Source organism: Paenibacillus crassostreae, assembly GCF_001857945.1.
Lineage (GTDB): Bacteria > Bacillota > Bacilli > Paenibacillales > Paenibacillaceae > Paenibacillus_AQ > Paenibacillus_AQ crassostreae.
In genome coordinates this window covers 3450638-3476548 of sequence record NZ_CP017770.1, presented here as the reverse complement: position 1 = coordinate 3476548, position 25911 = coordinate 3450638, and the positions used below count along the sequence as shown (strand labels likewise).

Below are 25911 nucleotides of genomic sequence, written 5' to 3'. Positions count from 1 at the left end.
AATTTAGCTTTATTGGTATTGTACCCTTTCCAAAGGTTCCTGTATATTGAATGAGCTGGTTAGCCACAACCACGAACTTATTTATACAGGAGGGGTACGATTGAATAATACACGTCAGAATGGTTCTGCTTATTTTGCTGCTTTTTTATATGCTATCATTATTGGGTTCTCTTTTCTATTCGTTAAAATGACCATCTCCGCAGCACATCCATTAGATGTGTTAGCGCATCGCTTCACACTATCCTTCTTTGCTATCAGCATTCCTGTGATCTTTGGCTGGATATCTGTAAGTATTAAACTGAAAGACCTCTGGCCCATTTTACGACTTGCATTGCTATCTCCAGTCTTATTTTTCGCCTTTCAAGCTTTTGGACTCATGAGTGCCTCCTCATCAGAGGCTGGAATTATTCAGGCTTCCGTACCCATCTTTACTTTAATACTTGCCTCTTATTTTCTTAAGGAGCGGAGCAGTAGTCTGCAAAAAATATCGCTACTAGTATCTGTAGTAGGTGTCATCTTCATCTTTGTAATGAAAGGTAGTTCTCAGGTAAGCTCAGGTAACTTCCAAGGTGTATTATTACTACTCTTATCGGCACTCGCTTTTGCTGGATACAGTGTCCTTGCACGACCCTTAACACGTACGTTTAAACCGATAGAACTTACGTACATCACGCTTGGAGTGGGCTTCATATTATTTAATATAATGGCTGTAGGAAGACATACCACTGCTGGAACATTGCATGAATTTCTTCAGCCGCTAACAGATATAAGCTATATTGGGGCATTACTGTATCTTGGGATTCTCTCCACTATGGTTACAACCTTACTCTCAAGCTTCGCACTCTCACGTATTGAAGCTTCTAAAATGAGTGTGTTCATTAATTTCTCTACACTTGTCTCGATGGTCGCTGGTGTGATTTTTCTGAACGAACAATTACAATACTATCATGTGATCGCTGCAATCATGATTATTCTAGGTGTGCTTGGCACCAATTTCTTAGGTAATAAGCGTGAATCATAAAAAAAGGCACTCCAAGACTATAGCCTTGGAGTGCCCTTAAATTCATTTATGATATAGGATGTGCCATAACACTCATTAATGCTAACTCTGCTTGTGTCGAATCCAGGCGACTGTATTGAACGATAATTGGGACACTACTCTCTACGACAATCGCATAGGGTACGCCTTTGGGAATATATTTTCTATCTGATCGTAATGTGGCCGTTCGGATATGCTTCGTTCTTCGACCGTCGACAGATTGAACGATATTCTCTAGTGGCTCACGATCTTCAAAGAAAATGGTGATATGAAGTTCCGCACTCTGTGTTCCGCAGTTCAGTACACAAATACTATCATGACTCTCAAGTTCACCTTGGCTGATCAGGGGAATATAACCATCAGGAATGACCCAGTACATGCTTCCACGACTACTATGATTAGTATGTTGTTCTGTTACATCATTCATTGGATATCCTCCATCTCTTCTCACCCAAATCGATTCTCTTTAGTCCGTAATAGTTCAGCAAGAAATGCTAGCGTTAAGCCTTGGCCCCAGCCTTGAATACGATTACAAGGAACTTCACGATATCCTTGAATATCGTTCATCACAGCTGTTCCTGCCGAGACTTCAGTCACAGTTCCATCTTCATTAATTCGAGCTAGGATTCCATCAATAGCCTTCTGTGTATACTTATTATAGAGTCGACCTCGCATTAGAATGGCTGTTGCAATTCCTGCTGAACCTGATATTTCAAGATAAGATGTATCATCATCTAGAATAGTATGCCACAAGCCTTCCGGAGATTGTACTCGAACTAATGCACTAAGCTGATCACGAAGCGATCCATCGATCTTCATATAAGAAGGGTGAGTAACTTCGACTAACTTCAGGGCTTTCGACATCGTAAGTGCTGCCCAAGAATTACCCCTTGCCCAATACATCCCTGACATATGGTTCTGCTGAAGATGATCCCATCCATGATAATACAAATTACTCCCCGGATCTTGAAGATATTTCTCATGTCCATGATATTGCTTTAATCCATCCTCAATATAATCTCTATTTCCTGTTAGATATCCAATTCGCAGTAAATAATACCCTGCCATGAACATCGTATCCACCCAAGCCTGCTCTGGAAATACATCATGCACAGAGTTAACGGTATGTTGAAAAACTCCTTCTCCGAATCGTTCTGCCTTATGTGACAGAAATTCAGCCATTTGAATCGCAATATCTAGGTATTTCTGCTCTTTCGTTGCTTCATATAAAGTTAATAAGGAATGTCCTACCGATACACCATTAACTGATAATTGGGGTAACCCATCCTCAATATTCTCATCTGCCCATATCTTAAGACGTTCTAAATATTCCACCTTACCTGTTGCCTGATATACCTCACAAATTCCGTAGAAGGCTACACCACCTGGCCAGTCCCAGTTAAAATCCATCTTAAACGTCCGATCCACTACTCGATCAATCACCTTAGCAATTTCATGTTCATCAACAATTAAACTAGCCATTCTTATCACTCCTTACTCATTATCTTAAATACATTCGAAGAGGTTGTAGATCCAGTTGACGAATTTGTTCAGCCACCCGTTCTGCTAGTCGAAGTGCCCCAAGTTCTTGGAAATGTGTGTTATCTTCCACTCCTCCGGGATGATTAATATATTCACCTGGGTAAGTCCACATGAAGTACCGCTTACTTCCCTCTATTCCCGCTTCTTCAAAAAGAATCTTACTCTCTGCTGCCAAATCAATCAGTGGTATGTTCTCTTCTACAGCGAGTTCTTTCATAGCTATAATATAGTCGCCATGTGTATCTGACAGAGTACCATCATCATTGAAATACCGTCTATGGACAGGAGTTATGAATACCGGGCAAGCTTGCTTCTCCTTAGCAGCCACTATGTATTCCTTCAGATGCTGTTTATATGTTGTATAAGGTTTGGTTCCTCGTTTAGGATCACTCTTCTCGTCATTATGTCCGAATTGAACGAAGAGGAAATCCCCGGACTTCATTTTCTCCGATATTTCATCAAGTCTACCTTCCTCAATAAAGCTCCGTGAACTTCGCCCTGATATCGCGTGATTATCCACGAGCACATCATATTTGAAGAGAGCTGGTAATATCTGTCCCCAACCTGCATAGGGATATCCAATGGCTGCTTGATCCGTCACAGTGGAATCTCCAGCTATAAATAATGTTAATGTTTCTACTGGAGAAATATGCAGGTTATTGATACGTGGAGCTAATCCCGTGAATTTTAATACGAGATTTCCATTTCGCGCAGCTACGGTAAACATCACCTTTTTAAATTCACCTTGAAAGGTTGAAATAGGAGGTAACACCGCCTTGTTCTCTCCTGCCCTTATGATCGTATGGGTGTCGGCAATAGCATCCCCGATCTCCGCAGTTATTCGATACGTTCCATCAGGAATTTTAATAATAAAATCCATTCCCTTCGGAATGCAAAAACTCTGTTGTAATTGCTCTTCTCCCATAACTTTCACATCACGATCCATTCGATTACGGGCAAATACTTGACCATTCCCTTGAAAGCCATACCCCCTGTCATCATCATAAAGAGTATCCGCTGAGACACCGATATAACCTTCTGTTGGCGTGCCTATTCCAAAGTCAAATGCCCATTCTTGATTAATTCCTTTCATTTATACCTACATCTCCTCTCTTATCCCTTCAACCCACTACTACTCATACCTTGCACAATTTGTTTCTGGAAAGCAAAGAATATGGCGATTACAGGAATTAAACTAACAATGGACATTGCAAACATTGCCCCCCAATTCGATGCGGATTCACTATCTAGGAACATTTTGAGCGCCATGGATACGGTGTACTTCTCTGGAGAATTGAGATATAGAACGGGACCAAGCAGATCCTCCCATCGCCAATAAAATGAGAAAATTGCTGCTGTAGCAAGGGATGATTTCAGAAGTGGCATAATAACCTGTAAATACAAACGAAATTTCCCACACCCATCAATAGCTGCTGCATCATCCAATTCACCTGGAATCGTTTTAATAAATTGTACCATTAAGAATATGAAGAAAGGCATACCAAAAAAAGATGGAACGACCAGCGGTAGAATCGTATTTAACCAACCTAATTTTGTAAAAATAATGTATTGCGGGACAAGTACCACATCATGTGGAAGCATCAACGTTACCATCATCAATGCAAACCAGAATTTCTGCCCTACGAAGCGAAGACGTGCAAAACCAAATGCAATCAGTGAAGATGATATGACAGCCCCAATGGTTGCAATAACAACGATTACTATTGTGTTCGTCATATATTTACTGAAAGGATAGATCGTCCCTTTCCATCCTTCTGAATAATTACTCCAAATCCATGTGTCAGGAAACAGCGAATCCGCTGTTAAGAATATCAATCGACTTTCTTTAAACGAACTAAATAACATCCAAATTACAGGATAGAGCATGATAATTGCCAGTGCAGTCACGAGAATATGATATACAGGCCACTTGAATCTTTTCCATACCATATCGTTCAACGGCCCCCTTCGGATTCATAAAAGACCCAAAACTTAGAAGTAATAAACAAGAGTCCAGTCATGATCCCAATTAAAATGAGCATCATCCAGGCCATTGCTGAGGCATAGCCCATATTATTAAACATAAAGGCTTGACGGAACAAGTACAGTGAATACAACATCGTTCCATCCATAGGTCCGCCCTCACCCTTAGAAATGATATAGGCAGGTACGAATGTCATGAAGGCACTAATCGTCTGCATAATTAGATTAAATAGCACTATTGGACTTAATAAGGGGAGTGTAATGCTGAAAAATTTACGTATTGGTTTTGCCCCATCCACCCCAGCAGCTTCATACATCTCCACGGATATATTCTTAAGTCCTGCAAGGAAGATGAGCATCGATGATCCGAACTGCCATACAGACAAAGAGATCAGCATGACTAGAGAAGCGTCAGGATTTCCAAACCACTGTACTGGAGTTATTCCGAACCAACCGATCACACTATTCACAATTCCTTCATTACTAAAAATATTACGCCACATAATGGAGACGGCTACGCTTCCTCCAATAATGGAAGGTAAATAGTACATTGTACGATATGCCCCAACCATGCGAGATTTCGTATTAAGGATCATGGCAATAAATAAAGCAAACATCAACCGAAGAGGAACACCTAGCAACACATAGATTAAGGTCACTCTTACTGAATTCCAATATTTCGGGTCATTCGTGAACATTTTATCGAAATTATCAAATCCTACCCATCGAGGTGACGAGAACAAATTATAATTCGTGAACGATAGATACAATGATATGACCATTGGTATCAAAGTAAATGCAAGAAAACCTATAATAAACGGGCTAATAAACGCATATCCGGTTAGATTCGATTTCAGAACACCATTCCGTCGCAAGATACCCTGCCTCCCTTTCTGTTGTACCCTACTACATATCTAATAACATCCTACTTAGTTGAAATCGGAGATGGATCATCTCCACCTCCGATTTCAGAATTATTAATTGTATATTTATCTACTAGTTATTGGCTAAGATGGCATTTGCGGCTTCTCTAAATTTAGGTGCTACTTCAGCTGCTGTTGTCTGCCCAAAATTAATTTCCTCTGCGTAATCCGCCAACATAGCGATGATTTCAGGTGATCCTACAGGAGGTGCTGGACTCATTGGCGAGGCTTTAGGTTCCATAGCTGCAACGAATTCAAATACTTGTTTTGTCTGATCACTTAATTCAGGTGCTAAAGATTCTTTAATTTTGCCAGAGATCGGCACACCGCGATCCCCTTTGATTAACTTGTTCGCCTCTACGTCGTTAACCCAGAAGTCGATAAACTTAGCAGCTTCTTCTTTTGCCTTAGAGTTAGAAGTGACTGACCAATACATACTTGGTTGCATATACAGACCCTTTTCCATATCTGGACCAATCATTGGAGCGAAATCCATCGGACGATTAACGACCGTTTGTAATCCAACGAATTGATTCGACCATTGCCAGATACCCACACCTTTTTCTTTCACAAGATCAGATTCTTCCACAATCCCTTTCGATTGATTCGCTACACCTGGATCCGGCGCAGCCCCAGCTTTCACTAGGCGTGCAAGTCTGTCGAAGAAATCTATAAATAAAGCATCATCTTCATATCCGAGAGCTGTACCTTCAGGGTTATATAATGTTTTGCCTTTGGTACGAAGATAGTAGTTGAAGAATACATCCGGAGCCATACCACTATCGAAAAACAATTTATTTGAAGCTGCTGTTACCGCAAGTTCTTCATACTTATCCCAATCCCAGTCTTCTGGAATAGTATCAATTCCTGCCTTCGTCAACAATGCAGGGTCATATTGAAACCCAAGAACATTGACACCCGTGGGAATACCATATTGCTTGCCTTCAATGATCCCCGTGCTGAGAACATTCTCACTTACATCTGATAATTGGATCTGATTATTCATAAATGGACTGAGATCCTCCAATTGTCCGTTCTTAGCATATTGGCTAATATAAGAGACATCCATTTGTACAATATCCGGTAATTGATTTGCAGCAGCTTGAGGTGCGAGTTTTTTCCAATAATCGTCGAAGGAAGCATACTCGAAGTCTATTTTGACATGCGGATTTGCGGATTTGTATAAATCGATTACTTTCTGAGTGTATTCATGACGAGTATCTGATCCCCACCAAGCTATCCGTAAAGTTATATCCTTCTTTGTTTCTGTACTTGTTGCTTCTGTACTTGTCGTTTCTCCTTCAGTTGCGGTAGCTTGTGTTTCTTTCGTGTTTGCTGAATTTCCACATGCAGTAACTATTAGAAGCATTAATACAGTCAACAACATGGTCGCTTTTTTCCTCAAGTTTTTCGCCCCTTTTCAAATATAATGATTAACATCTCTCTCAGATTGATAACGCTTTCAATTATGTAAGCTTATTTTCCCAAATTGATACTAGAAGTTGAATACACAAATCAGAGCTATTGGTTAAAAAAACAGAGTTTTCATGATTTAATAAATTCCGTTGGAGTCATCCCTATATATTTCTTGAATACCTGACTGAAATATTGCGAGTTGCCTGAGAATCCAAACTGATCTGCAAGTTCGAATACCCTCACATTATCACCGCTGCGAATATATTCACAGGCGCGCTGGATTCGATACTGATTCACATAATTTGAGAAACTATTGCCGGTTACTTTTTTAAATATCTTACCTAAATAATCTGGGTTCATATATAAAATTTGATTAGCCACACCATTTAAAGACAATTGATCATTCTTATAATTATTCACGATAATGGAAATCATTTTATCTACCGTTGATGACTGTCGATGAATATTATTCTTATAATATCCCTTAGTTAATTGATTCGCTGCTTCGATTACAAATATCTTCAATCCAGCCAGCGTCTCCATTTCTGCCAGCATTGTCATCCCCTTCGTAAAGGAGTTAATCTCCCCTGATGGACAGATACGTATCATTGCAGCATAAAGTTGGAGTACGTATGAACGAGTCATAGCAATTTCCAATCTCATCTCATCTAAATGCGTAAATAACCGCTCAATATCTTGTCCTACCTCATCAATATTTCCAGATTTGATGAGTAAACAAAACTTCTCTTCATCCAATATATAATTTAAATCTAACGCACCATCACGTTCATGGAGTGCTAAATCATGCATCATAATTAAACTACCTTCACCAATATAAAAACGATGATTCATACATTGAAGCATCTCACGATACAATTTACGGGCATTAACCATACGATCTGCTTCACTTAGAGCAATTGTGATATCTAGCTTATAGAATTTATAAAATGTTGACCGTACCATTTCAATATCTTGAATAAGTGTTTCGACATGATCGGATTCTGGTAGAAGAATTAATAACCGACCTTCAATCGTTGTACTAAGTAGAACACTTGGAAGAATATCCTCCGCTATATTTTTCAAAGCAAATAAGTACTCATATTCACGAATCTCATCAAGTTGAATTAATACCATCCTTACTGATTGGCTAATTAACGAGAGTTCAAACAAATCCTCGTAATACTCTACATCCGTTGTACCATATGTTTTATTCGTAATAAATTCTTTAAGAAATTGCTCCTTAACATGAGGCAACACTTTTTGGAGTCCATGCTTGATGCGATCCATAAATTTATCACGTTCTTGTTGCTCTTCCCGTTCCTTTAGTAACTCCTGAATTGCTTTAAGAATTTGCGACTCGTTACATGGTTTTAATAAATAGTGCTTCACCCCATATTGCATGGCACGTCTGGCATAATCGAAGTCCTTGTGTCCAGACAACATAATAAATTTTACACTTGGGTAGCTCAACCATGTTTTCTCTACAAGACCCAATCCATCAAGTCCAGGCATACAAATATCACTGATTACAATATCTGGCTTGTTAGAAATGATCTTCTCGTAAGCTTCTATCCCGTTTCTAGCAGTAGCTATTAGTTCAGTTCCGGAACTTCTCCAATCCACCACCTGTGATATGCCATCGAGAATCATACGTTCATCATCCACTAACATCACTTTATACATCTAGCTCGCCTCCTTTGATATAGGGAATTCTAACTTGGACGGACGTCTTGATGTTAGGTTCACTCTCGATATGGAGCCCCCACTCGCTCCCATAGGTCAATTTTATTCGCTCTTCAATATTACTTAGACCAATCCCCTTTCCTAATGTCTGCACTTTTCCTTCTGATAACTGTTTAAGAAACTCTGGGTCCATTCCCGGTCCATTATCCTGCACAAAGATAGTAATGACCCCTTGATTTTCCCTTACTATAATTACAATCTGACATGGTTCAATATTAGGCTCTAGAGCATAATGAATAGCATTCTCCACCAGTGGCTGTAAAGTTAGTTTTGGAATAAGGGCGTTCTCTAAATATGATTCTATGTCTATCGTGAATTCTAAGCGTTCTTCAAATCTAACCTTTTGTATCGTTACATAACTCATGACTATATCTATTTCGCTGCCAAGCGTAATTAATTGATTGTCAAAATTGATTGAACTACGTAATAGAAATCCTAGAGATTCTACCATTTTTGAAATCTGATCTTGTTTGTTCGTTTTAGCTAACCAATTAATGGATTCAAGCGTATTGTAGAGGAAATGAGGGTTGATTTGAGCCTGAAGTGCCTTTAGTTCGGTTTCTCTAATAAGTAGTTGTTTCGTGTAATTCTCGTTAATTAACTCACGAATGCGTTGAATCATCATTTTGAATGTGCGATAAAGTAGTCCAACCTCAGATTGCGGAGAAGAAGGTACCGTCCCTAAAGCCAACTCTTCTAATTTATCGAGATCACCTTCCTCTATATCACGCATTTTTTTGATAAGTCGATCAATCGGCCGTGTGATACTTAACGCTAACCTCGTTCCAAACAGAATGGCCAGTACAAAAATAAATATAAAGACGATCGTGACAAAACTTTTGATGAACGTAATTCGTTCAAACATTTGATGAAAAGGAGTTATATGAAAATAGGTCCAATCCGTATACGAAGATCGAAATTTCGCTGCGAAATACCTACCATGCTCATAAGAATCTATACTATAGAGTTTGTCATTATTCATCTCAATCAACATTTCAGATTCGGTTAGTAATGGCTCCTGGGGATAGAGAATATCCTTACCGTCCGTAATAATTAATTGACCTTCATTTCCTGCATCTTGCACTTGATCGTCAACAATTCGATCGATACGAACCCGAAAGACAAGTGTGCCTAGATTCTCCAAAGTGAACGTAGCGTTCGTGAATGATTTGATTTCTCGAACGCTAAGTAAAGAGAACCCTCTTCCACCCAACATCCATGCATTAGATCCATCATATTCTTCGGCAAGTGCAACAAGGTCATTCTGAAGTGTTTCTGGAATTCCCTCACGGTTGCCCGCTACCATGACATTTCTCTCCTGATCTATCACCATCATCGAATACACATATTTCTCCGATCCTGCAAAGGCAATGATTCGATCTGTTATCTTTTTATGTAATACCAATTTTTCATAGGCAGAACTATCATCCTGTAGTTGCGATAAGTAACTTTGAATTTGCTCATCTGATACAACTTTAAAAGATAACTCTTCCATTTCTTTTAGCTGACTCTCAATTCCGATAGAGGACATCGTTAACACTTGAGATGATTTCTTATAGATTTGTTCATCATAAATGCTGAATACATTTTTCAGAACTGTTATATAAATAGCAAAACTAACTAGCATTAACAGAGAAATGAGACCAATCACCTGATAATGAATTCCAACATTTTTGAAAGCGCTTTTATATTTTCGTATAAGAATGGTTGCTCCCGCCCTTCTATACTACAAAGTTCATTTCTTATAATAACTCTACAATACCATACAATAAATAGCCGCCCATACATAGAGGCGACTATTAACTAAATATTATGAACAATTTCTATTATTGATTAATGAAGGCGGTTCTTAATGAAGCAATATACTGCACATCGAACCCTAGACCTGTAGCAATTACGGCTAACGGAACATAAGTTTTCCCTTCAGTTCCCACCTTGTGTAAAAAAGCTGGTGAAGTTACAGCTATCGATTCTCCATTCACAGTGACTGTAGATGAACCGATCTTAATAACTACTGTTCGATCTCCATAGGTAATTGTAGCACTGGAAGATTTACTATCCCAAACAGATGTTGCTCCAATAGCATCTACGATATCCTTGATCGCAACGAAATTCTGATTTTTACGTAACACTGGTTGATAAGGGGTCTTCAGTTCCTTTCCTTTCACCACAATTGTCATAGGTTCAGCTTTATCATTGATACTTGGTTTCAAGTATTCACCCCAGACGACTTCTGCAAATACTTCAGCCATAACCCCATATCCAAGTTGATTAGGATGTATATCCCGATCTCCGATAATATGAGTCATCGTACTCTCCCCACCCACAAACTCTTCAGCTACATGAGCAATTTTGATATTCACACTTTGACTTTGAAAATCAGTAACTAACTGCTCTACGACACCTGTAAATGAATTTGCAGCATTAATTAATTTAGGATACATTGCTCGATTAGCAATTTCAGGAATAGGCTGATATTGATCAGCAACAACAATAAGTGCATCCTTATTCATTTCATGCAAGTTTTCGATGATTGCTGTCATTGTAGTCTTATAAGAAGTTAATAATTGCTCTACTTTTAAGTTAAGTTCTGCGTCAACCAAATTATCAGCTTCACTAATAATGATTCCTAAATCATTACCTCCTATAGTAATTGTAATGAGATCTGCTGATTGGATGTCAGCTTTCAATTGAATAGCAGATGCTCCAATTTCCCCTGCTCTAGGGTCTACAAGTCCAGGTTGAATATCCTCTGCAGAAATAGCTACCCCCTTTTGGGCTGCATCTAGAAAATGTTCCAATCCTGTACCTTTCAAACCTAAGATCCCATAATTAATAGTCTCTGTTCTACTATGGAATAATCCTTGTTCATGTAAACGATCCACAAATCCATATGGTGTACTAGTCAGATCCATCTCAGGCTCATATCCCACCGTAAGAGAATCCCCTAGTGCAACAATGCGATAAGGATCTGGCTCTATTGCCTGCGCTTGTACAGAAGTCAATCCACTAAACATTCCTAAAGTTGTAGATAGCAAAACAGCTAAGTTCACAACTGAAATCTTCTTTTTCCATAATTGTACCAACTCATCAACTCCCTTTTTTGTCATTCTGACATAATAACTCAAACCTTAATACAACTATTTTACCATTACCTACTAATAAAAAAAAAGGAGAAACCCCTTAAATTTGAAGGGATTTCTCCAAAATCTTTATTCTTAGTTCATCTTAGTATTGTTACGATCTGCTTTTTCTAAATAACTATCATACCTATCATCTATTTCTTCTGCGATTTCTCGGTATTTACGAGTCTCTTCTACAATAGGATCTAATGTAGTCTGAATACGAATTTCATATTTAGGTGGAATCATTCTTCGTCCCTGTTCCTGTAAATCCTCTTGATTCATCATCTCACCATCGATCAGTAGCTCACTTATTTGCCGTTCCAGATCATCCTTTTCATTCATAAGGAAAGAACCCCCTTCACGATTGTATAGAACCATATGTTCTAAAACCCTGTAGCTCCTGCTTCTTCCAATGCTTCAATCAATTCATGATGAATTTGACCGTTACTTGCCACTATATGTCTAACACTTAGATCATAAGGGCGTCCCAATGTATCCGTAACTTCCCCCCCAGATTCCTTCACCAGAAGAACTCCAGCAGCTAAATCCCATGAATTCAGACCGATTTCCCAATATCCACTAAGTCTTCCTGCGGCTACATAGGCCATATGCAAGGCAGCTGATCCACCCGCACGAATACTACGAGACTTTGGTGCTACATGTTGTAGACCCAACATATTTATTGGAAAAGCAAAGTTTTGATCAGGCGGAAAACCCGTTGCTAATAAGCTTGTTCCAATCGTACATTCCTGCGAGACTAGGGTTGGTTTTCCATGAACATAAGCGCCTTTACCCTTCTCAGCTACAAACAGTTCATCTCTTGATATATCATAAATTACACCTACAATGACTTCACCCTTGTAGGCAAGTGCAATAGAGACAGCAAAGAATGGAAATCCGTGTACATAATTAGTGGTACCATCTACAGGATCAACGATCCATAAGTATTCTGCATCTAGAGATTCCTTTAAAGCACGTACCGAAGCATCTGGTCCTGGCTCAACAGCCTCTTCTCCGAGAATTTCATGATCAGGGAAATGTGTGAGAATGAGCTTGCGTATCATCTGCTCTGCACCTTTATCTACTTCTGTCACTAAATCATGTGATGAATATTTTGTATTTAATTCTTTCACCGTACCTAATCTACTCTTGATCCATTCGCCCGCCTTCGCTGCTGCATTAATTGCAACTGCGGTAAAGCTCTTGCTTGTCACAACATAAGGAACTTTATCCTTTTGGTTCAAAGCACTCATCTACTTTCTGTTTAAATCTAGCAGTTCGGAACTCTTTTTACATAATCACTTTAAAAGTACCTTATTTTACCTCTAAATTCAAGTGGTGTTCATACTATAGTTCACTGTATGGCTATGGTTGGATCTCAATACTCGCCTTATCTTTAACGGTTACCCCTTCTGTAACAAACTGACCCAAATCCTGCATCAGCCCAAACAACGCTGTATCTTTACTTTTAGCTTCAATCATAACGTCTAAATACGGTGTATCCTTTGCAATTCTTCTTAGAAAATCTAACAACGGTCCAACCTCTACACCATCTGCATGACTTCGGATATCCCTTACACTCCTAGGACTGGACACATGAATTTTAGGTACCAAAGGTTTATTAACTTGTGCGTCAGCTTGCGCCAGTTCACTCTGCCATGTTTCGCGTATATATGGCCATAGCTCCCATGGTAGTTCACCCTCATTGTTCACCCATTGATGATGAATATCCAATACCATCGGTAGTTTAACATTTTGACATACTCTCAAAGTCTCGATAGCGTTGAATGTCTTATCATCATTCTCAAGCGTTAATCTCTCCTGGATATCCCGGCTTAAATGTTCGAAATGTTCTTCAAATCGAGCAGCGGCAGATGGCTTGTCCCCATAAGCTCCACCTATATGAATATTGTTCTTAGCGGTTGCATCAAGTCCCATTGCATTCAACATAGTCACATGATGTTTCAGATCACGTACAGAATTAATTAGAACCACTGGACGCGGTGTGCTTAATACCGTGAAATGATCTGGATGAAAGGACACTCTCATCTCATGTTTCTTAACAAATTCACCTACCTCAGCAAATGAATCCTGTAACACAGGCATAGGGCTCCAATCTTCCAGATCTCCATGTGTTGCTAGTGGGATTAGTTTGGAAGAAAAGCGATATACCTTTATGTCGTGTGCTACATTATGTTTCAGAAGCCGCAACGTATTATGCAGATTCGTGCGTGCAATACGTTCCAACTTCAGAAGCGCTCCCTCCCGATCAGCTAACTTATTAAAACTGGTCATCGTCATCGTTTTGGAAGGAGATGTATCCTGCACAACCATGGACATCGCAACATATCCGAACCGAACAATCATTCCTCTTGATCACCAAAGAACATCTCGTATGCTAGATCGGTCTGGATGCGCGACTCCTCATCATTTAGTTTACGAACCAATTCCATCTCTACTTCCGTTACTTCTTCTCCCTGAAAGTTAATCTCGGCAATGTATCCAACAATCTTAACAATAGCAATTGCAAGGTTGTCAGGCGTATAAGCAATGACTTTTTGTCCTGTTGGAAAAACACGAAAACCCTTCTTCACCATTTTTCCACGGCCATACTCCATAAGTTCATAAATCTCTTGTTCGTTCTTAAATTTACATACTGAATTAAATTCTGTTTGAAAGCCCATAATCGATTCCTCTTTCCTATTCAAGATTAGAAGAACATATCTATTAATCGTTATTATAATCTAATGCTTGTTTGCTAGCGTAACGTTCCAATGCCAATTCAATCATACGATCGAGTAGTGTCGCATAATCCAATCCTGTCTCCCGCCATAATAGAGGGTACATACTATAAGGTGTAAAACCAGGCATCGTGTTCACTTCATTAATAAGGATACTCTGATCCGATTTACGTACGAAGAAATCTGCCCGACTAATTCCACTTCCTTCAAGCGCTTGAAATGCAACTATTGCCGCATCCCTAATCCTATCAGCCAATTCTGGATCAAGTGGTGCAGGGATCAGCATTTGTGATTGACCATCGGTATATTTAGCAGCATAGTCATAATACTCGCTTGATGATACGATTTCACCAGGAACTGAAGCCATAGGTTCATCATTCCCAAGTACACTAACCTCTATTTCCCTTGCATCAACGAATTCTTCGACTATGACCTTAATATCATAACGCAAGGCAAAGTTAATCGCCCGCTCAAGTTCATCGCGGTCTTTAGCTTTAGAGATTCCTACACTGGAACCTAGATTGGCTGGCTTAACAAAACACGGATACCCCAAATGATCTTCCACACCTACAATAATTTCGTAACTGTCGTGCATCCATTGACTACGTGTGAAATAACGATAGCCAACTTGCGGTAACCCAGCTTCAGCAAATAACTTCTTCATAACTACCTTATCCATCCCAGCAGCTGAAGCTAATACTCCTGCACCCACATAAGGCATGTTAGCCATTTCGAATAACCCTTGAATGGTACCATCTTCGCCAAAAGTTCCATGCAGAAGAGGAAACATAAGATCCAGTGTTGCAGAAGATTCTCCGTCATTTAACCGACTGAATAAAACAGCTAATGCAGCTTGTGATCCTTCCGAATGATTCATTAGTTTTAGATCTTCTATCTTCTCAAAAGGAGATTGTCGTACTTCCCCTTTTAACCATTCTCCCTTTTTCGTAATGTAGAAAGGAATAATGTCATATTTATTGTAATCAAAGGCGTTCATTACCGCGAAAGCAGTTTGCAATGATACCTCATGTTCTCCTGATTTACCACCGTATACAAGACCTACTCTAGATTTATTCATACTTAACCTCTTTCTAACCTAATGTTATGTCATTCCATTTTTCCATGTATCATTCATTATAAATTTCTCTAATGCAATCCCCAAGTTAAAAGATATCTGGAATATGCAAGAACTGATATTTAGTATTCTCTTGCCAAGCATAAGAGTCTTTATAATCCCAATAACGATGTCGACTACTCACGGTATTTGCATTAACCAATGGCATTCCTCCAGCGTCAAATGCCGTTACGATGGTGCTATGCTGATAGTTCCCATCACCATCCCAATCATAGATGATTACATCTCCAAGCATTAATTGTTCTGCCCGATCGACAACTTCAGCTCTAAGGCCCTTGGTACTAGTACTCAATAAATACTCCAAGCTATTAGATACAGCCCAACTATAACTCCACCACTCTTTATTGCTTACGTATCCTTTGTACCACCAACCTGTTGCTCTGTTACCAGTATAGTGGATTGGAGCCCCCCCTGCAAAGAGGCACTGCGAGATATAATTAGTACAGTTTACCGTAAAGGTTATAAATTCTGGGTTCTCAGAATCCCACCACAGATCTGCATAAGCTACAGCCTCTTCCCGTGAATACTTCACAGGGCGACGGTTAGATCCACTACCCCATACATGCGCATTTAAATAGGGTCCAGATCCTTCACCAAATGATCCCGTTCCTTCATTAGGTAGTGATAAATTCTCAAGATTAGGGTGACGTTCAACGGTTAGCTGTTCGATCGATACGATAACCCATTGGAATCCATCACGAATAAAATTTAAACGTTCACGTTGTATCATATCTTCTCGATGAGTCATTCCTCCCTTAGAATAATAAAGCTTGGAGTGAAGCTGAATATCCAGTATCACATCTTGATCTGATTCTCGAATCATTTGTATCAATTTTGCTCGTGTTTCACTTCGTAGTGGTATGGATTCCCGCATCTCATACCAGTCCGATAACCTTTTCATTCGCTTAGATCTTTCCATTACAAACGACATATCGGTTACCACTTGTTGCTGTGATTCCGCTCGGTAATCAATCTGGCATTGGTTATATTGATTAACATAAGTAAATAATAACTGTTTCCATGGTTGTTCCATATGATTAATTCCTCCCTTTTCCAACTAATATGCGGTTAATTAATATCAATATATGAACGTGCTTGACACTCTATCCATTTAATCTTATGAAGCAGATATTATTACTAGTTTTCTCAATGTATATTCATCATTTATATCTTGATATGGAAGTAAAAATCCCTTTACTAGCTTCATTGTAAACGGTATACTTAAATAAATGATTTTTTTGAAATACCGTTTCACCTGATGAAACAATATTTAAGAGTTACACTATTAAGGGAGTACTTTCAGTTCTAACTTCTTACGACGAATATCAAAATGAAAATTTAAAAATTTAAGGAGGAACATTTATGCCCGGGAAAGATCACTTTTCTACCGCACAGCAATTAGTTGTCAATGGCAAGAACTATCGTTACTACAGTTTGCAATCTTTAGAGAAGCAAGGAATCGGTAGCGTTTCTACACTTCCTTTTTCTATTAAAGTGCTACTTGAAGCTGCAATTCGTCAATTTGATGGAAGAGCCATTACAGAAGAACATGTTAAACAACTTGCAGATTGGAATAATGGCCGTGACGAGAATAAAGAAATACCGTTTATTCCTGCAAGAATCGTACTTCAGGATTTCACAGGTGTTCCTGTCGTAGTAGATCTAGCTGCAATGAGAGATACCGTTAAAAAAGCTGGCGGTGACCCTAAGAAGATTAATCCACTTGTACCCGTAGACCTCGTAATTGACCATTCCGTAATGGTCGATGCTTTCGGAGCACCCGATTCACTAGCAATTAATATGGATATGGAATTCGAACGTAATGAGGAACGCTATCGATTCCTACGTTGGGCTCAAACAGCTTTCGATAACTTCCGTGCTGTTCCACCAGCAACTGGAATCGTACATCAAGTTAACCTTGAATATCTCGCTTCCGTAGCAGCAACTAAAGTCATTGATGGAGAGACGGTTGTGTACCCAGATTCACTTGTAGGAACGGATTCCCATACAACCATGATTAATGGTTTAGGTGTTGTAGGCTGGGGTGTAGGTGGAATTGAAGCGGAAGCTGGAATGCTCGGACAACCTCTTTATTTCATCATGCCTGAAGTTGTTGGATTCAAGCTTACAGGAAGTCTAAATGAAGGTGCGACTGCAACTGACTTAGCACTTACTGTGACTCAGATTTTACGTACAAAAGGCGTTGTTGGGAAATTCGTTGAATTCTTTGGACCTGGGCTACTTAACCTTAGCCTAGCCGATCGAGCAACAATCGCTAACATGGCTCCTGAATATGGAGCAACAATCGGATATTTCCCTGTCGATAATGAGACACTATCGTATTTGAGAAATACTGGTCGTTCTGATGAACAGGTTGCACTCGTGGAAGCATATTACAAAGCTCAAGATATGTTCCGTACCGAATATACCGTTGATCCAGAGTTCACTGATGTCATCGAATTAGATTTAGCTTCTGTAGTTCCTAGTTTAGCTGGACCTAAGCGACCTCAAGATCGTATTGAATTAAGTAATATGAAGGATTCCTTCAACGATATTATTCGCACACCATTAGACAAAGGTGGTTATGGTCTTAGCGACAGCAAGATCGATCAAACCGTAAGTATTCAACATACCGATGGTACCGTTAGCAAACTTGGTACTGGAGCCGTGGTTATCGCTGCAATCACTAGTTGTACGAATACTTCAAATCCTAGTGTTATGTTAGGTGCTGGACTTCTGGCCAAGAAAGCTGTTGAACGTGGTCTCAAAAAACCAGGTTATGTGAAGAGTAGCTTAACACCAGGTTCATTAGTGGTTACCGAGTATTTAAAGAAAGCTGGATTATTAGAATCTCTTGAAGCTCTTGGATTCTATTTAGCCGGATACGGTTGCGCAACCTGTATCGGTAATTCAGGCCCACTTCCAGATGAAGTAAACCAAGCAATTGCTGATAATGATTTAACTGTAGCTGCTGTTCTCTCAGGTAACCGCAACTTTGAAGGTCGTATACATGCTCAAGTTAAAGCTAATTATCTTGCATCACCTCCATTGGTTGTTGCATACGCACTTGCGGGTACAGTCAATATTGATCTAGACAATGACCCATTAGGTTATGATCAGAACAATGAACCTGTCTACCTGAGAGATATCTGGCCTACTTCTGAGGAAATTAAGGAAGCTATCGCTACGTCTGTTACTCCTGAGATGTTCCGTAGTAAATATGAGAATGTATTTACGGCCAATGAGCGTTGGAACGCAATTGAAATACCGGAAGGTGAATTATACGAATGGGATGATAATTCTACTTATATTCAGAACCCACCTTTCTTCGAGAACCTTGAGGCAGAACTAACAGATCTTAAAGATATCCGTTCAGCCCGTGTTCTAGCACTATTGAGTGATTCCGTTACAACGGATCATATCTCACCAGCAGGGAATATCTCCCCTTCTAGTCCAGCGGGTCTCTACTTGAAGGAACATGGTGTAGAACGTAAGGACTTCAACTCATATGGTTCCCGTCGTGGTAACCATGAAGTTATGATGAGAGGAACATTCGCAAATATTCGTATTCGTAACCAAGTTGCTCCTGGTACAGAGGGTGGTGTAACAACTAATCTCTTAACGGAAGAGGTCATGTCCATCTACGATGCATCAATGGATTATCAGGACCACAAGCAGAATCTAATCGTTATTGCAGGTAAAGAATATGGTACAGGTAGCTCACGTGACTGGGCTGCTAAGGGTACTACTTTGCTAGGTGTTAAAGCTGTCATTGCTGAGAGTTATGAACGTATACACCGTAGTAACCTTGTCGGTATGGGCGTTCTTCCTTTACAATTCCAAGATGGAACCGGCTGGAAGAGCCTTGGATTAAACGGACGTGAATCCTTCGATATTATAGGTGTTAATAATGATATTAAGCCTGGTCAGGAGCTCACTGTCACTGTTACTCGTGAAGATGGTACACAGTTCAATTTCACGGCTATTGCTAGATTAGATAGTATGGTAGATGTAGATTACTATCACAATGGTGGGATTCTGCAAACTGTATTACGTCAAATGATTAAGAGTAGTTAGAGTCAATTTCATAATTACGCAAACCTGTTTAGATATAGGCGATTATGAAATTGAGTCAATTAAAAATAAAAAAGAACAGTTTGGATCCCTAGCTATTGGTTCGTTAGGGTCCACTCTGTTCTTTTTTAAATCCAATTACATTTTTGATAAAATTGTATTTTATACGAATTATAATAAGTCCGATGAAGCATTTTGATATGTATTACGTGAATAACGAATCATTAGGTTTGCCATGTTGTAATTAGATTCTAGGATTGCATCTACCATAAGTATGCCTTGGCGTATCGTGAAGTCATAACTAATCTCACCATGAGTCCAATGATATTTGTACTTCAGACTTTCAATGGCCATGTTCCTAAAAGATAGTTGATGTACAGCATTAAGACCTTCTTCGGAAGAAGGAAAGCTACCATTACGCCCAGCAATCGGATTTTGCCGAATTCCAAACTTCCCAACAACATTATTGCGAATTTGCATAAACAAAGTGCCAGAATTTAAACCAGCTAATTCCTGTTCTAGTTCTTTAAATACAATATCCATTTGTCTTGCTAACGATAATTGATCAATCTTGATCATTAAATCCCTTCTCCCTTTTTTTTCGCCCATATTATAGGGCTTATGACTCATTATAAATGCTAAAATAACATCTATCAACATATTCAAACAAAATTGGGTATATATCCCTAATTAATGCTGTGATTTACAATTAATTATGATATATTATGCTAAAATCCATCATAAAACGACAATATGATTAATGGAACAATTCGCGAAAAAAAGATCCCCTTGCGGGAATCTTCGTCTTTTTTCTACAATAAAACCCAACTTGATTTTACTAATGTGGAGGAAATCAAGCCAAATGTTCAGTCATCTCCATAAATTCCTTTACATCTGAAATACACAAGTCGATAGCACTTTGCCAAAATTCTGGGCCAGTCAAATCAACAGCTAAATGCTTGGATGCTAATTCTTCTACAGTCATCATACCGGTATCTTGTAACAAAAGATCATATTTATCGGCGAAAGATGCACCCTCCTGTTGTGCTCGAACATATAGACCTGTACTAAACATATATCCGAATGTGTAAGGGAAATTGTAAAATGGTACATCTGTAATATAAAAATGAAGTTTTGCAGCCCAGAAATGTGGGTGATACGACGATAATGCACCACAAAAGGCTTCTTGTTGTGCTTCTTCCATAAGTGTACTTAACTCTTGTGCACTAACAAGACCGTTCTTACGAAGATCATAGAACCGCGTTTCGAATAAGAACCGAGCATGAATATTCATAAAGAAAGCTATACTATTCTGGATTTTCTCTTCAAGTAAGGCAAGTTTCTCCTGTGGATCTGTCGCCGCCTTAACCAAAGCATCTGCTACAATCATCTCAGCAAATGTAGAAGCAGTCTCCGCAACATTCATAGCATAATTCTGATTCAGTACATGCAAATCATTCATTAGATGCTGGTGGTAACCGTGACCAAGTTCATGAGCTAGCGTCGAAACATTGGATGCTGTACCTCCAAAAGTCATGAATATTCTAGTTTCTTTACTAACAGAAAGTGCAGTACAGAATCCACCTGGACGTTTACCAGGGCGATCTTCCGCTTCTATCCAACCTTGATCGAAGGCCAACTCAGAGAATTCAGCCAATTTAGGACTGAACTTGCGGAATTGCTTCACAATATCCTCCGCAGCTTCTTGATAGGTTATTTTCCCTGATATATTACCAATTGGTGCTTCAACATCTACCCAACTCAACTTCTCAACACCAAGAATTTTAGCTTTTCTCTCTAAGTACTCAACAAATACCGACTTATTATCAATGATAACATTCCACATGGCATTTAATGTTTGTTGTGACATTCGATTTATCGATAAGGGTTCTTGCAGAATACTATTCCAACCCCGACGATCATATAATTTCAGACGGAAACCTGCCAAATGATTTAATGTATCTGCACAGTAATCCTCTGATTTTGTCCACGCTTCTTCCCATTTGTCGAACATCGACTCTCTTATATCTAGACGAGGATCATGAAGTTTATTCGCTGCTTGCCCTGCAGATAACATTTTAGTTGTACCATCTTCATCGAATGGAATCTGTACATGACTTACAATTGTATCGTAGAATCCCCCCCATCCATGATATCCATCTACAGCTAAATCAAGTGCAAGACTTTCAAGCTCAGGGTTTAACTTCTCACGGGCCTGTTCACGGCTCTCATTAAGAACAAATGATAGTTCAACTAACTCTTCACGTTCCATCCACTGATCCCAAACTTCATCCTCTGTATTACGAAGTAAATGCTCGAACTCGGCACTAACACTCATGAGCTGCGCCTGTAAATTCGTCACTTTACCGGATAATTGAATGGCTTTCTTATCATGCTGGTCCTGAGCTCCAAGACAGGAGACGAAGGAACTAGCTTCAGAGACACGTTCTACACAACTTGCATAGGATGCAATAAATCCATCAAAAACCTTAGTTGCTTGAATATCAACAGGAGCAATGGCATCCTGTATTATTTGCTGAACAGCTGCAATATCCTTTTCTAATTTGCTTAAAAAGTCATTTAATTCTTGTGATGATGATCCACCCGGAAAGATCGACTCCAAATCCCAAGTTAATGATAAATTAGACTTCATAACATATATCCCCTCTCAACTCTATTTTATATTTGAATTGGACTTTCAATAGCGGTATAACTATAATATACGATTGTACTAAGTCATTCTAATATCGGAGGGATCGTACCATGAGACCATTACAAATATCACCAGAGACAGCCATCACTCTATCGAAGAAACTAGGTGTCCCTATTGAGCATCTAATGCATATGCCTCAACATATATTATTACAAAAAATTGCTGAACTCAGCAAAGAAGATGCTCCAAAGTCGACAGATGAGAAGGATCCATCGTGATCCCTTTCCAAAATACTTGGCCATATGACATTATCATGGGTGATGTTTATGTACCTAACTGTCCTTTTTGTGCAATGGATAATGTTCTTCTGCCTATGAAACCAAAGGAACTTCAAGTGATCCATGAGGGAAAGAAAAAACTTCTTGTCTTCCCCTGCTGCAATAATAAGATTAACATCATAGATACCGATAGAGACTACTTATTATGTGATCAACCATTACGTTAACTATCAATAGAAGAAATAGCGCTTAGAGATTATGGCGTGGGCCTAACCTTCCCGACATCTATAACTTCTAAGCGCATATTTAATTCAATTCCTATTGCTTCATCTCATCTGGCAAATCAACTTTTTTGGCTATCATCTGTTCTCTTAATACGGCCCATTGTTCTCTTGAAGCACGAATCATAGAAGCATCCATAATTTTCTTATCATTAATTACTCGTGAGAACCACAATACAGCTTGGTTGAAATCACCCACTCTACGGTTAAGTTCCCCAATTAAATATAACAATCGAGCATTATTAGCTCCAATACCTTCATGCTCATACACTAAGATGTAAGAATCTAAACAGAACCTCAAAAACCGTTGCTCTTGTTCTATATCCCCCTTATAACGATATAACCATGCTATATGATGGAGAATACTCGCAATAAGCCTCTCTGAATCTCCAATGATCTGTGCACATACCAATGCTAACTTATATGTCTCAAGCGCGTTATCCCAATCTCTATGACCATTGAAATCTCGCTCAACCCAACGTGCACTTACCTTCGTCGTTATCTCTTTTCTCTGGTTATCAGTTAACCTCGTAGCCGAATTCTCAGTGGATGCATATCCACATTTAGGGCATACCCTCACCACATAATAATCAGGATTCTCTTCCTTATAATAAGAGCAAAAATCCGCATCATTACGGACCGATTTCTTAAAACTAGTACGTACTCGTGATGATTGAAAATCCTGTTCACAGTGTAAGCAATTAATCTTGATGGAGTATAGGGGTTCTAGAGTGCTCAATATTCTGACTTCCCTTCAATTATGTTCAATGCAAAACTATTTGTCTGATTCAGGAGTATTCACGAAATGATGTGCAGGACCAGAAAGCCGATGTAACACAAAATCTTTTAAGGATTCTTCCACGCCAATATCAGAAAGAGCTTCGCCCATACATTTGAGCCAAGCTACACCATGTTGTTCTGTTATTGGAAAAGGTAGATGTCGAGCTCGCATCATGGGATGTCCGAATTGATCTGAATATAGAGAAGGCCCTCCGAAAAATTGACTCAAAAACATATATTGTTTCTCTTTAACAGGGTTAATATCCGCTGGAAATAAAGGACTAAGCAATGGATCTTTCTGTACCTTCGGATAAAAAGATTCAACTAATGCGCGTAAGGCTTGTTCGCCTCCGAGATTATCATAAATGCTTTGATTAGAATTCATTTGAAATCACCTACTTTCAATTCATAAACACTTCACTAAATTATAGTATAACAAAGTATACCAAACAAGCATAAACGCCTTCGGTGTCCTTATAAGGACGGTAAGTGTTTAAGCGAGAAATATAAGACATAAAGTATAGCGTAAAACTTGTACTTTCTTATATTTAAATAAATAAAGGCGCTAAACGTCTTTCTGTTTAGCCCCTTGTGTTAAGTTAATAACTTCTCCAATCCTCTTCACCTGAACGGTTTAATGAGGCTCGAATGACATACACGAAAGCACAGACGATAATACCGGCAACAACTCCCATGATCTCATCACTCCATCCAAATCATATATTCCTATAAAATATAAGCGTCAATATAATCATTTTAACACAGAAATACAAATATTACACGGGCTATGTAACCGCTTACTATAGATTATTGGTAATGTTTGTCCTACATATGTCATAAAATTAGGTATTACAGAAGGAATTGTTCTCTATAGGTCAGGAGGCGCAATTGTTGAGTATTAAATCCTACTTTGGAGCTCCACTTTTTATTTTCGGGTTGTTAGCACTAAGTATCCTTATGTTTATTTTTCCCAATGCGTATTTAGAAGCTGCCTTGCGAGGAATGGTTATTTGGTGGGATGTGCTATTTCCCTCACTCTTTCCTTTTTTCATCATATCAGAAGTTTTACTTGGTTTTGGTATCGTTCATCTGATCGGAACACTTCTTGATCCTTTAATGAGACCTATCTTTCGTATACCTGGAAGTGGTGGATTCGTTGCAGCCATGGGTTATGTATCTGGCTACCCGATTGGTGCTAAATTAACCGCTCAATTATGGGAACAAAAGATGATCAACCGTGATGAAGGTGAACGTCTGGTCGCTTTTACAACATCCTCCGATCCTATATTTTTAATTGGTGCAGTCTCCATTGGTTTTTTTCATAATCCACTTATTGTTCCGATCCTAGCAATCGCTCATTATGGTGGAGGTTTTCTCGTAGGTATCCTTATGCGGTTTCACGGTGAACCTACCGTCCAAGAATCAGTATTAACTTCTTCAGTACCTTCTAAGCTTCACAGAAACCGTCTGATAGAAGCATTTAGAGCTATGCATGCTGCAAGAATAAATGATGGCAGAAATATAGGTGAATTATTCCGACAAGCTATACTGTCATCTTTACAGCTTATGGTCGTTGTTGGTGGACTTGTTGTGTTTTTTTCAGTATTTCTAGAACTTCTTACTCAAGCTGGCATTATGAAGTGGTTATATCTGGTCATTGAAAAGTCTCTTTCGATTGTGAACATGCCCCCTGCACTTTCTCAATCCTTAGTTGGAGGAACCTTTGAGGTGACCTTAGGCGCACGTTTCGCTGGCCAACCTATTACTTACATTCCATTGTCATTTAAAGTTGCTGCAGCTGCCTTTATTCTCTCTTGGGGTGGACTATCTGTTCATGCACAGATTGCGAGTATACTTCATTCCACTAATATCCGTTACTGGCCTTTTCTAGTCGCTCGTTTAGCTCATGGAATTATCGCTGCGTGCATTGTTAAATTACTTTGGGAACCACTAGCTGGAGGGATTGAGGCACATAGTACGATCTTCCTTACTGAGTTATCAACTCGACCACAACCCTTCATTTATTCGCCTGAAGGATATATAAATCTCATTGGCATTAATTTCATAATTCTCTTAGCTATGATCATCTTTGCAATGATTTGCTGGAACATTAAGTTATTGTGGTCACGTTGTCGGCGATTATTTGATAAATGAACCATTGTGTTCTGTCCAGTTATTGATTATGATCGATATATTAA

The 25911-nt window shown here is 39.1% G+C and carries 24 protein-coding genes; 5 read left to right on the top strand and 19 right to left on the bottom strand.

The features are described from left to right. The first annotated feature begins 100 nt into the window (after window positions 1–100). Window positions 101–1021, top strand: a complete 921-nt coding sequence (locus LPB68_RS16035) for a DMT family transporter (protein WP_068659075.1) — start codon at window positions 101–103, stop codon at window positions 1019–1021. A 46-nt stretch (window positions 1022–1067) separates the two neighbouring features. Here LPB68_RS16035 and LPB68_RS16030 read toward each other — a convergent pair whose 3' ends face one another. From LPB68_RS16030 to LPB68_RS15960, 15 genes are all read right to left on the bottom strand, one after another. Further along, window positions 1068–1466: a sensory rhodopsin transducer gene (locus LPB68_RS16030; protein ID WP_068659073.1), complete on the bottom strand. Its 399-nt coding sequence runs from the start codon at window positions 1464–1466 to the stop codon at window positions 1068–1070. 20 nt (window positions 1467–1486) lie between these two features. Further along, complete coding sequence (locus LPB68_RS16025; protein WP_068659071.1) at window positions 1487–2521, bottom strand: glycoside hydrolase family 88/105 protein; 1035 nt, start codon at window positions 2519–2521, stop codon at window positions 1487–1489. A gap of 19 nt (window positions 2522–2540) precedes the next feature. Next, the gene (locus LPB68_RS16020) at window positions 2541–3674 is read right to left on the bottom strand and encodes a rhamnogalacturonan acetylesterase (protein WP_068659069.1); all 1134 of its coding nucleotides are present in this window, start codon (window positions 3672–3674) and stop codon (window positions 2541–2543) included. Between the two features lie 20 nt (window positions 3675–3694). Beyond that, on the bottom strand, window positions 3695–4531 hold the full coding sequence (locus LPB68_RS16015) for a carbohydrate ABC transporter permease (protein WP_068659068.1): 837 nt from the start codon (window positions 4529–4531) through the stop codon (window positions 3695–3697). 5 nt (window positions 4532–4536) lie between these two features. Further along, window positions 4537–5439, bottom strand: coding sequence for a carbohydrate ABC transporter permease (locus tag LPB68_RS16010; protein ID WP_068659067.1), 903 nt, complete (start codon window positions 5437–5439; stop codon window positions 4537–4539). Window positions 5440–5560: 121 nt separating this feature from the next. Continuing rightward, window positions 5561–6892, bottom strand: coding sequence for an ABC transporter substrate-binding protein (locus LPB68_RS16005; RefSeq protein WP_068659066.1), 1332 nt, complete (start codon window positions 6890–6892; stop codon window positions 5561–5563). Window positions 6893–7032: 140 nt separating this feature from the next. Further along, window positions 7033–8586, bottom strand: coding sequence for a response regulator transcription factor (locus LPB68_RS16000; RefSeq protein WP_068659064.1), 1554 nt, complete (start codon window positions 8584–8586; stop codon window positions 7033–7035). Continuing rightward, window positions 8579–10297 carry a sensor histidine kinase gene (locus LPB68_RS15995; protein WP_237087895.1) on the bottom strand — a complete coding sequence of 573 codons (1719 nt, stop codon included), beginning with the start codon at window positions 10295–10297 and terminating at the stop codon, window positions 8579–8581. Before LPB68_RS15995 ends, LPB68_RS16000 begins: the two co-directional genes overlap by 8 nt. Window positions 10298–10472: 175 nt before the next feature. Continuing rightward, the gene (locus LPB68_RS15990) at window positions 10473–11732 is read right to left on the bottom strand and encodes an SGNH/GDSL hydrolase family protein (protein WP_068659062.1); all 1260 of its coding nucleotides are present in this window, start codon (window positions 11730–11732) and stop codon (window positions 10473–10475) included. Between the two features lie 132 nt (window positions 11733–11864). Continuing rightward, window positions 11865–12113, bottom strand: coding sequence for a hypothetical protein (locus tag LPB68_RS15985; RefSeq protein ID WP_068659060.1), 249 nt, complete (start codon window positions 12111–12113; stop codon window positions 11865–11867). Window positions 12114–12154: 41 nt separating this feature from the next. Continuing rightward, window positions 12155–13024 (bottom strand): inositol monophosphatase family protein, encoded by an 870-nt coding sequence (locus LPB68_RS15980; RefSeq protein WP_068659059.1) that lies wholly within the window; start codon window positions 13022–13024, stop codon window positions 12155–12157. Between the two features lie 112 nt (window positions 13025–13136). After that, entirely contained in the window at window positions 13137–14138 is a 1002-nt protein-coding gene (gene uvsE / locus LPB68_RS15975) for a UV DNA damage repair endonuclease UvsE (RefSeq protein WP_068659058.1), read from the bottom strand. Continuing rightward, window positions 14135–14455 (bottom strand): hypothetical protein, encoded by a 321-nt coding sequence (locus tag LPB68_RS15970; protein WP_068659057.1) that lies wholly within the window; start codon window positions 14453–14455, stop codon window positions 14135–14137. The genes uvsE and LPB68_RS15970 overlap by 4 nt, the downstream gene beginning before the upstream one ends. Before the next feature lie 43 nt (window positions 14456–14498). After that, window positions 14499–15590 (bottom strand): D-alanine--D-alanine ligase, encoded by a 1092-nt coding sequence (locus tag LPB68_RS15965; RefSeq protein ID WP_068659056.1) that lies wholly within the window; start codon window positions 15588–15590, stop codon window positions 14499–14501. An 85-nt stretch (window positions 15591–15675) separates the two neighbouring features. Beyond that, a complete protein-coding gene (locus tag LPB68_RS15960; protein ID WP_068659055.1) occupies window positions 15676–16680 on the bottom strand; it encodes an amidase domain-containing protein in 1005 nt (334 codons plus the stop codon). Window positions 16681–17009: 329 nt separating this feature from the next. Here LPB68_RS15960 and acnA point away from each other — a divergent pair, with 329 nt between their 5' ends. Then, entirely contained in the window at window positions 17010–19724 is a 2715-nt protein-coding gene (gene acnA / locus LPB68_RS15955) for an aconitate hydratase AcnA (RefSeq protein ID WP_068659053.1), read from the top strand. A 168-nt stretch (window positions 19725–19892) separates the two neighbouring features. Here the strand turns inward: acnA and LPB68_RS15950 are convergent, their stop codons facing one another. Next, window positions 19893–20300 carry an O-methyltransferase gene (locus LPB68_RS15950; RefSeq protein WP_068659051.1) on the bottom strand — a complete coding sequence of 136 codons (408 nt, stop codon included), beginning with the start codon at window positions 20298–20300 and terminating at the stop codon, window positions 19893–19895. A gap of 274 nt (window positions 20301–20574) precedes the next feature. Beyond that, window positions 20575–22374 carry a M3 family oligoendopeptidase gene (locus LPB68_RS15945; RefSeq protein ID WP_068659048.1) on the bottom strand — a complete coding sequence of 600 codons (1800 nt, stop codon included), beginning with the start codon at window positions 22372–22374 and terminating at the stop codon, window positions 20575–20577. A gap of 110 nt (window positions 22375–22484) precedes the next feature. On the opposite strand from LPB68_RS15945, the gene LPB68_RS15940 reads away from it, so the two are divergent. Further along, window positions 22485–22652 carry a YycC family protein gene (locus tag LPB68_RS15940; protein WP_071193212.1) on the top strand — a complete coding sequence of 56 codons (168 nt, stop codon included), beginning with the start codon at window positions 22485–22487 and terminating at the stop codon, window positions 22650–22652. Beyond that, window positions 22649–22879, top strand: a complete 231-nt coding sequence (locus LPB68_RS23450; protein ID WP_068659046.1) for a hypothetical protein — start codon at window positions 22649–22651, stop codon at window positions 22877–22879. Before LPB68_RS15940 ends, LPB68_RS23450 begins: the two co-directional genes overlap by 4 nt. A 91-nt stretch (window positions 22880–22970) precedes the next feature. Here LPB68_RS23450 and LPB68_RS15930 read toward each other — a convergent pair whose 3' ends face one another. Further along, window positions 22971–23672: a DUF2225 domain-containing protein gene (locus LPB68_RS15930; RefSeq protein ID WP_099458697.1), complete on the bottom strand. Its 702-nt coding sequence runs from the start codon at window positions 23670–23672 to the stop codon at window positions 22971–22973. A gap of 36 nt (window positions 23673–23708) precedes the next feature. After that, the gene (locus LPB68_RS15925; protein WP_068659042.1) at window positions 23709–24098 is read right to left on the bottom strand and encodes a globin domain-containing protein; all 390 of its coding nucleotides are present in this window, start codon (window positions 24096–24098) and stop codon (window positions 23709–23711) included. A gap of 506 nt (window positions 24099–24604) precedes the next feature. Between LPB68_RS15925 and ylbJ the strand changes: the two genes are divergently transcribed. Then, window positions 24605–25867, top strand: coding sequence for a sporulation integral membrane protein YlbJ (gene ylbJ / locus LPB68_RS15920; RefSeq protein WP_068659040.1), 1263 nt, complete (start codon window positions 24605–24607; stop codon window positions 25865–25867). Window positions 25868–25911: the final 44 nt, after the last annotated feature.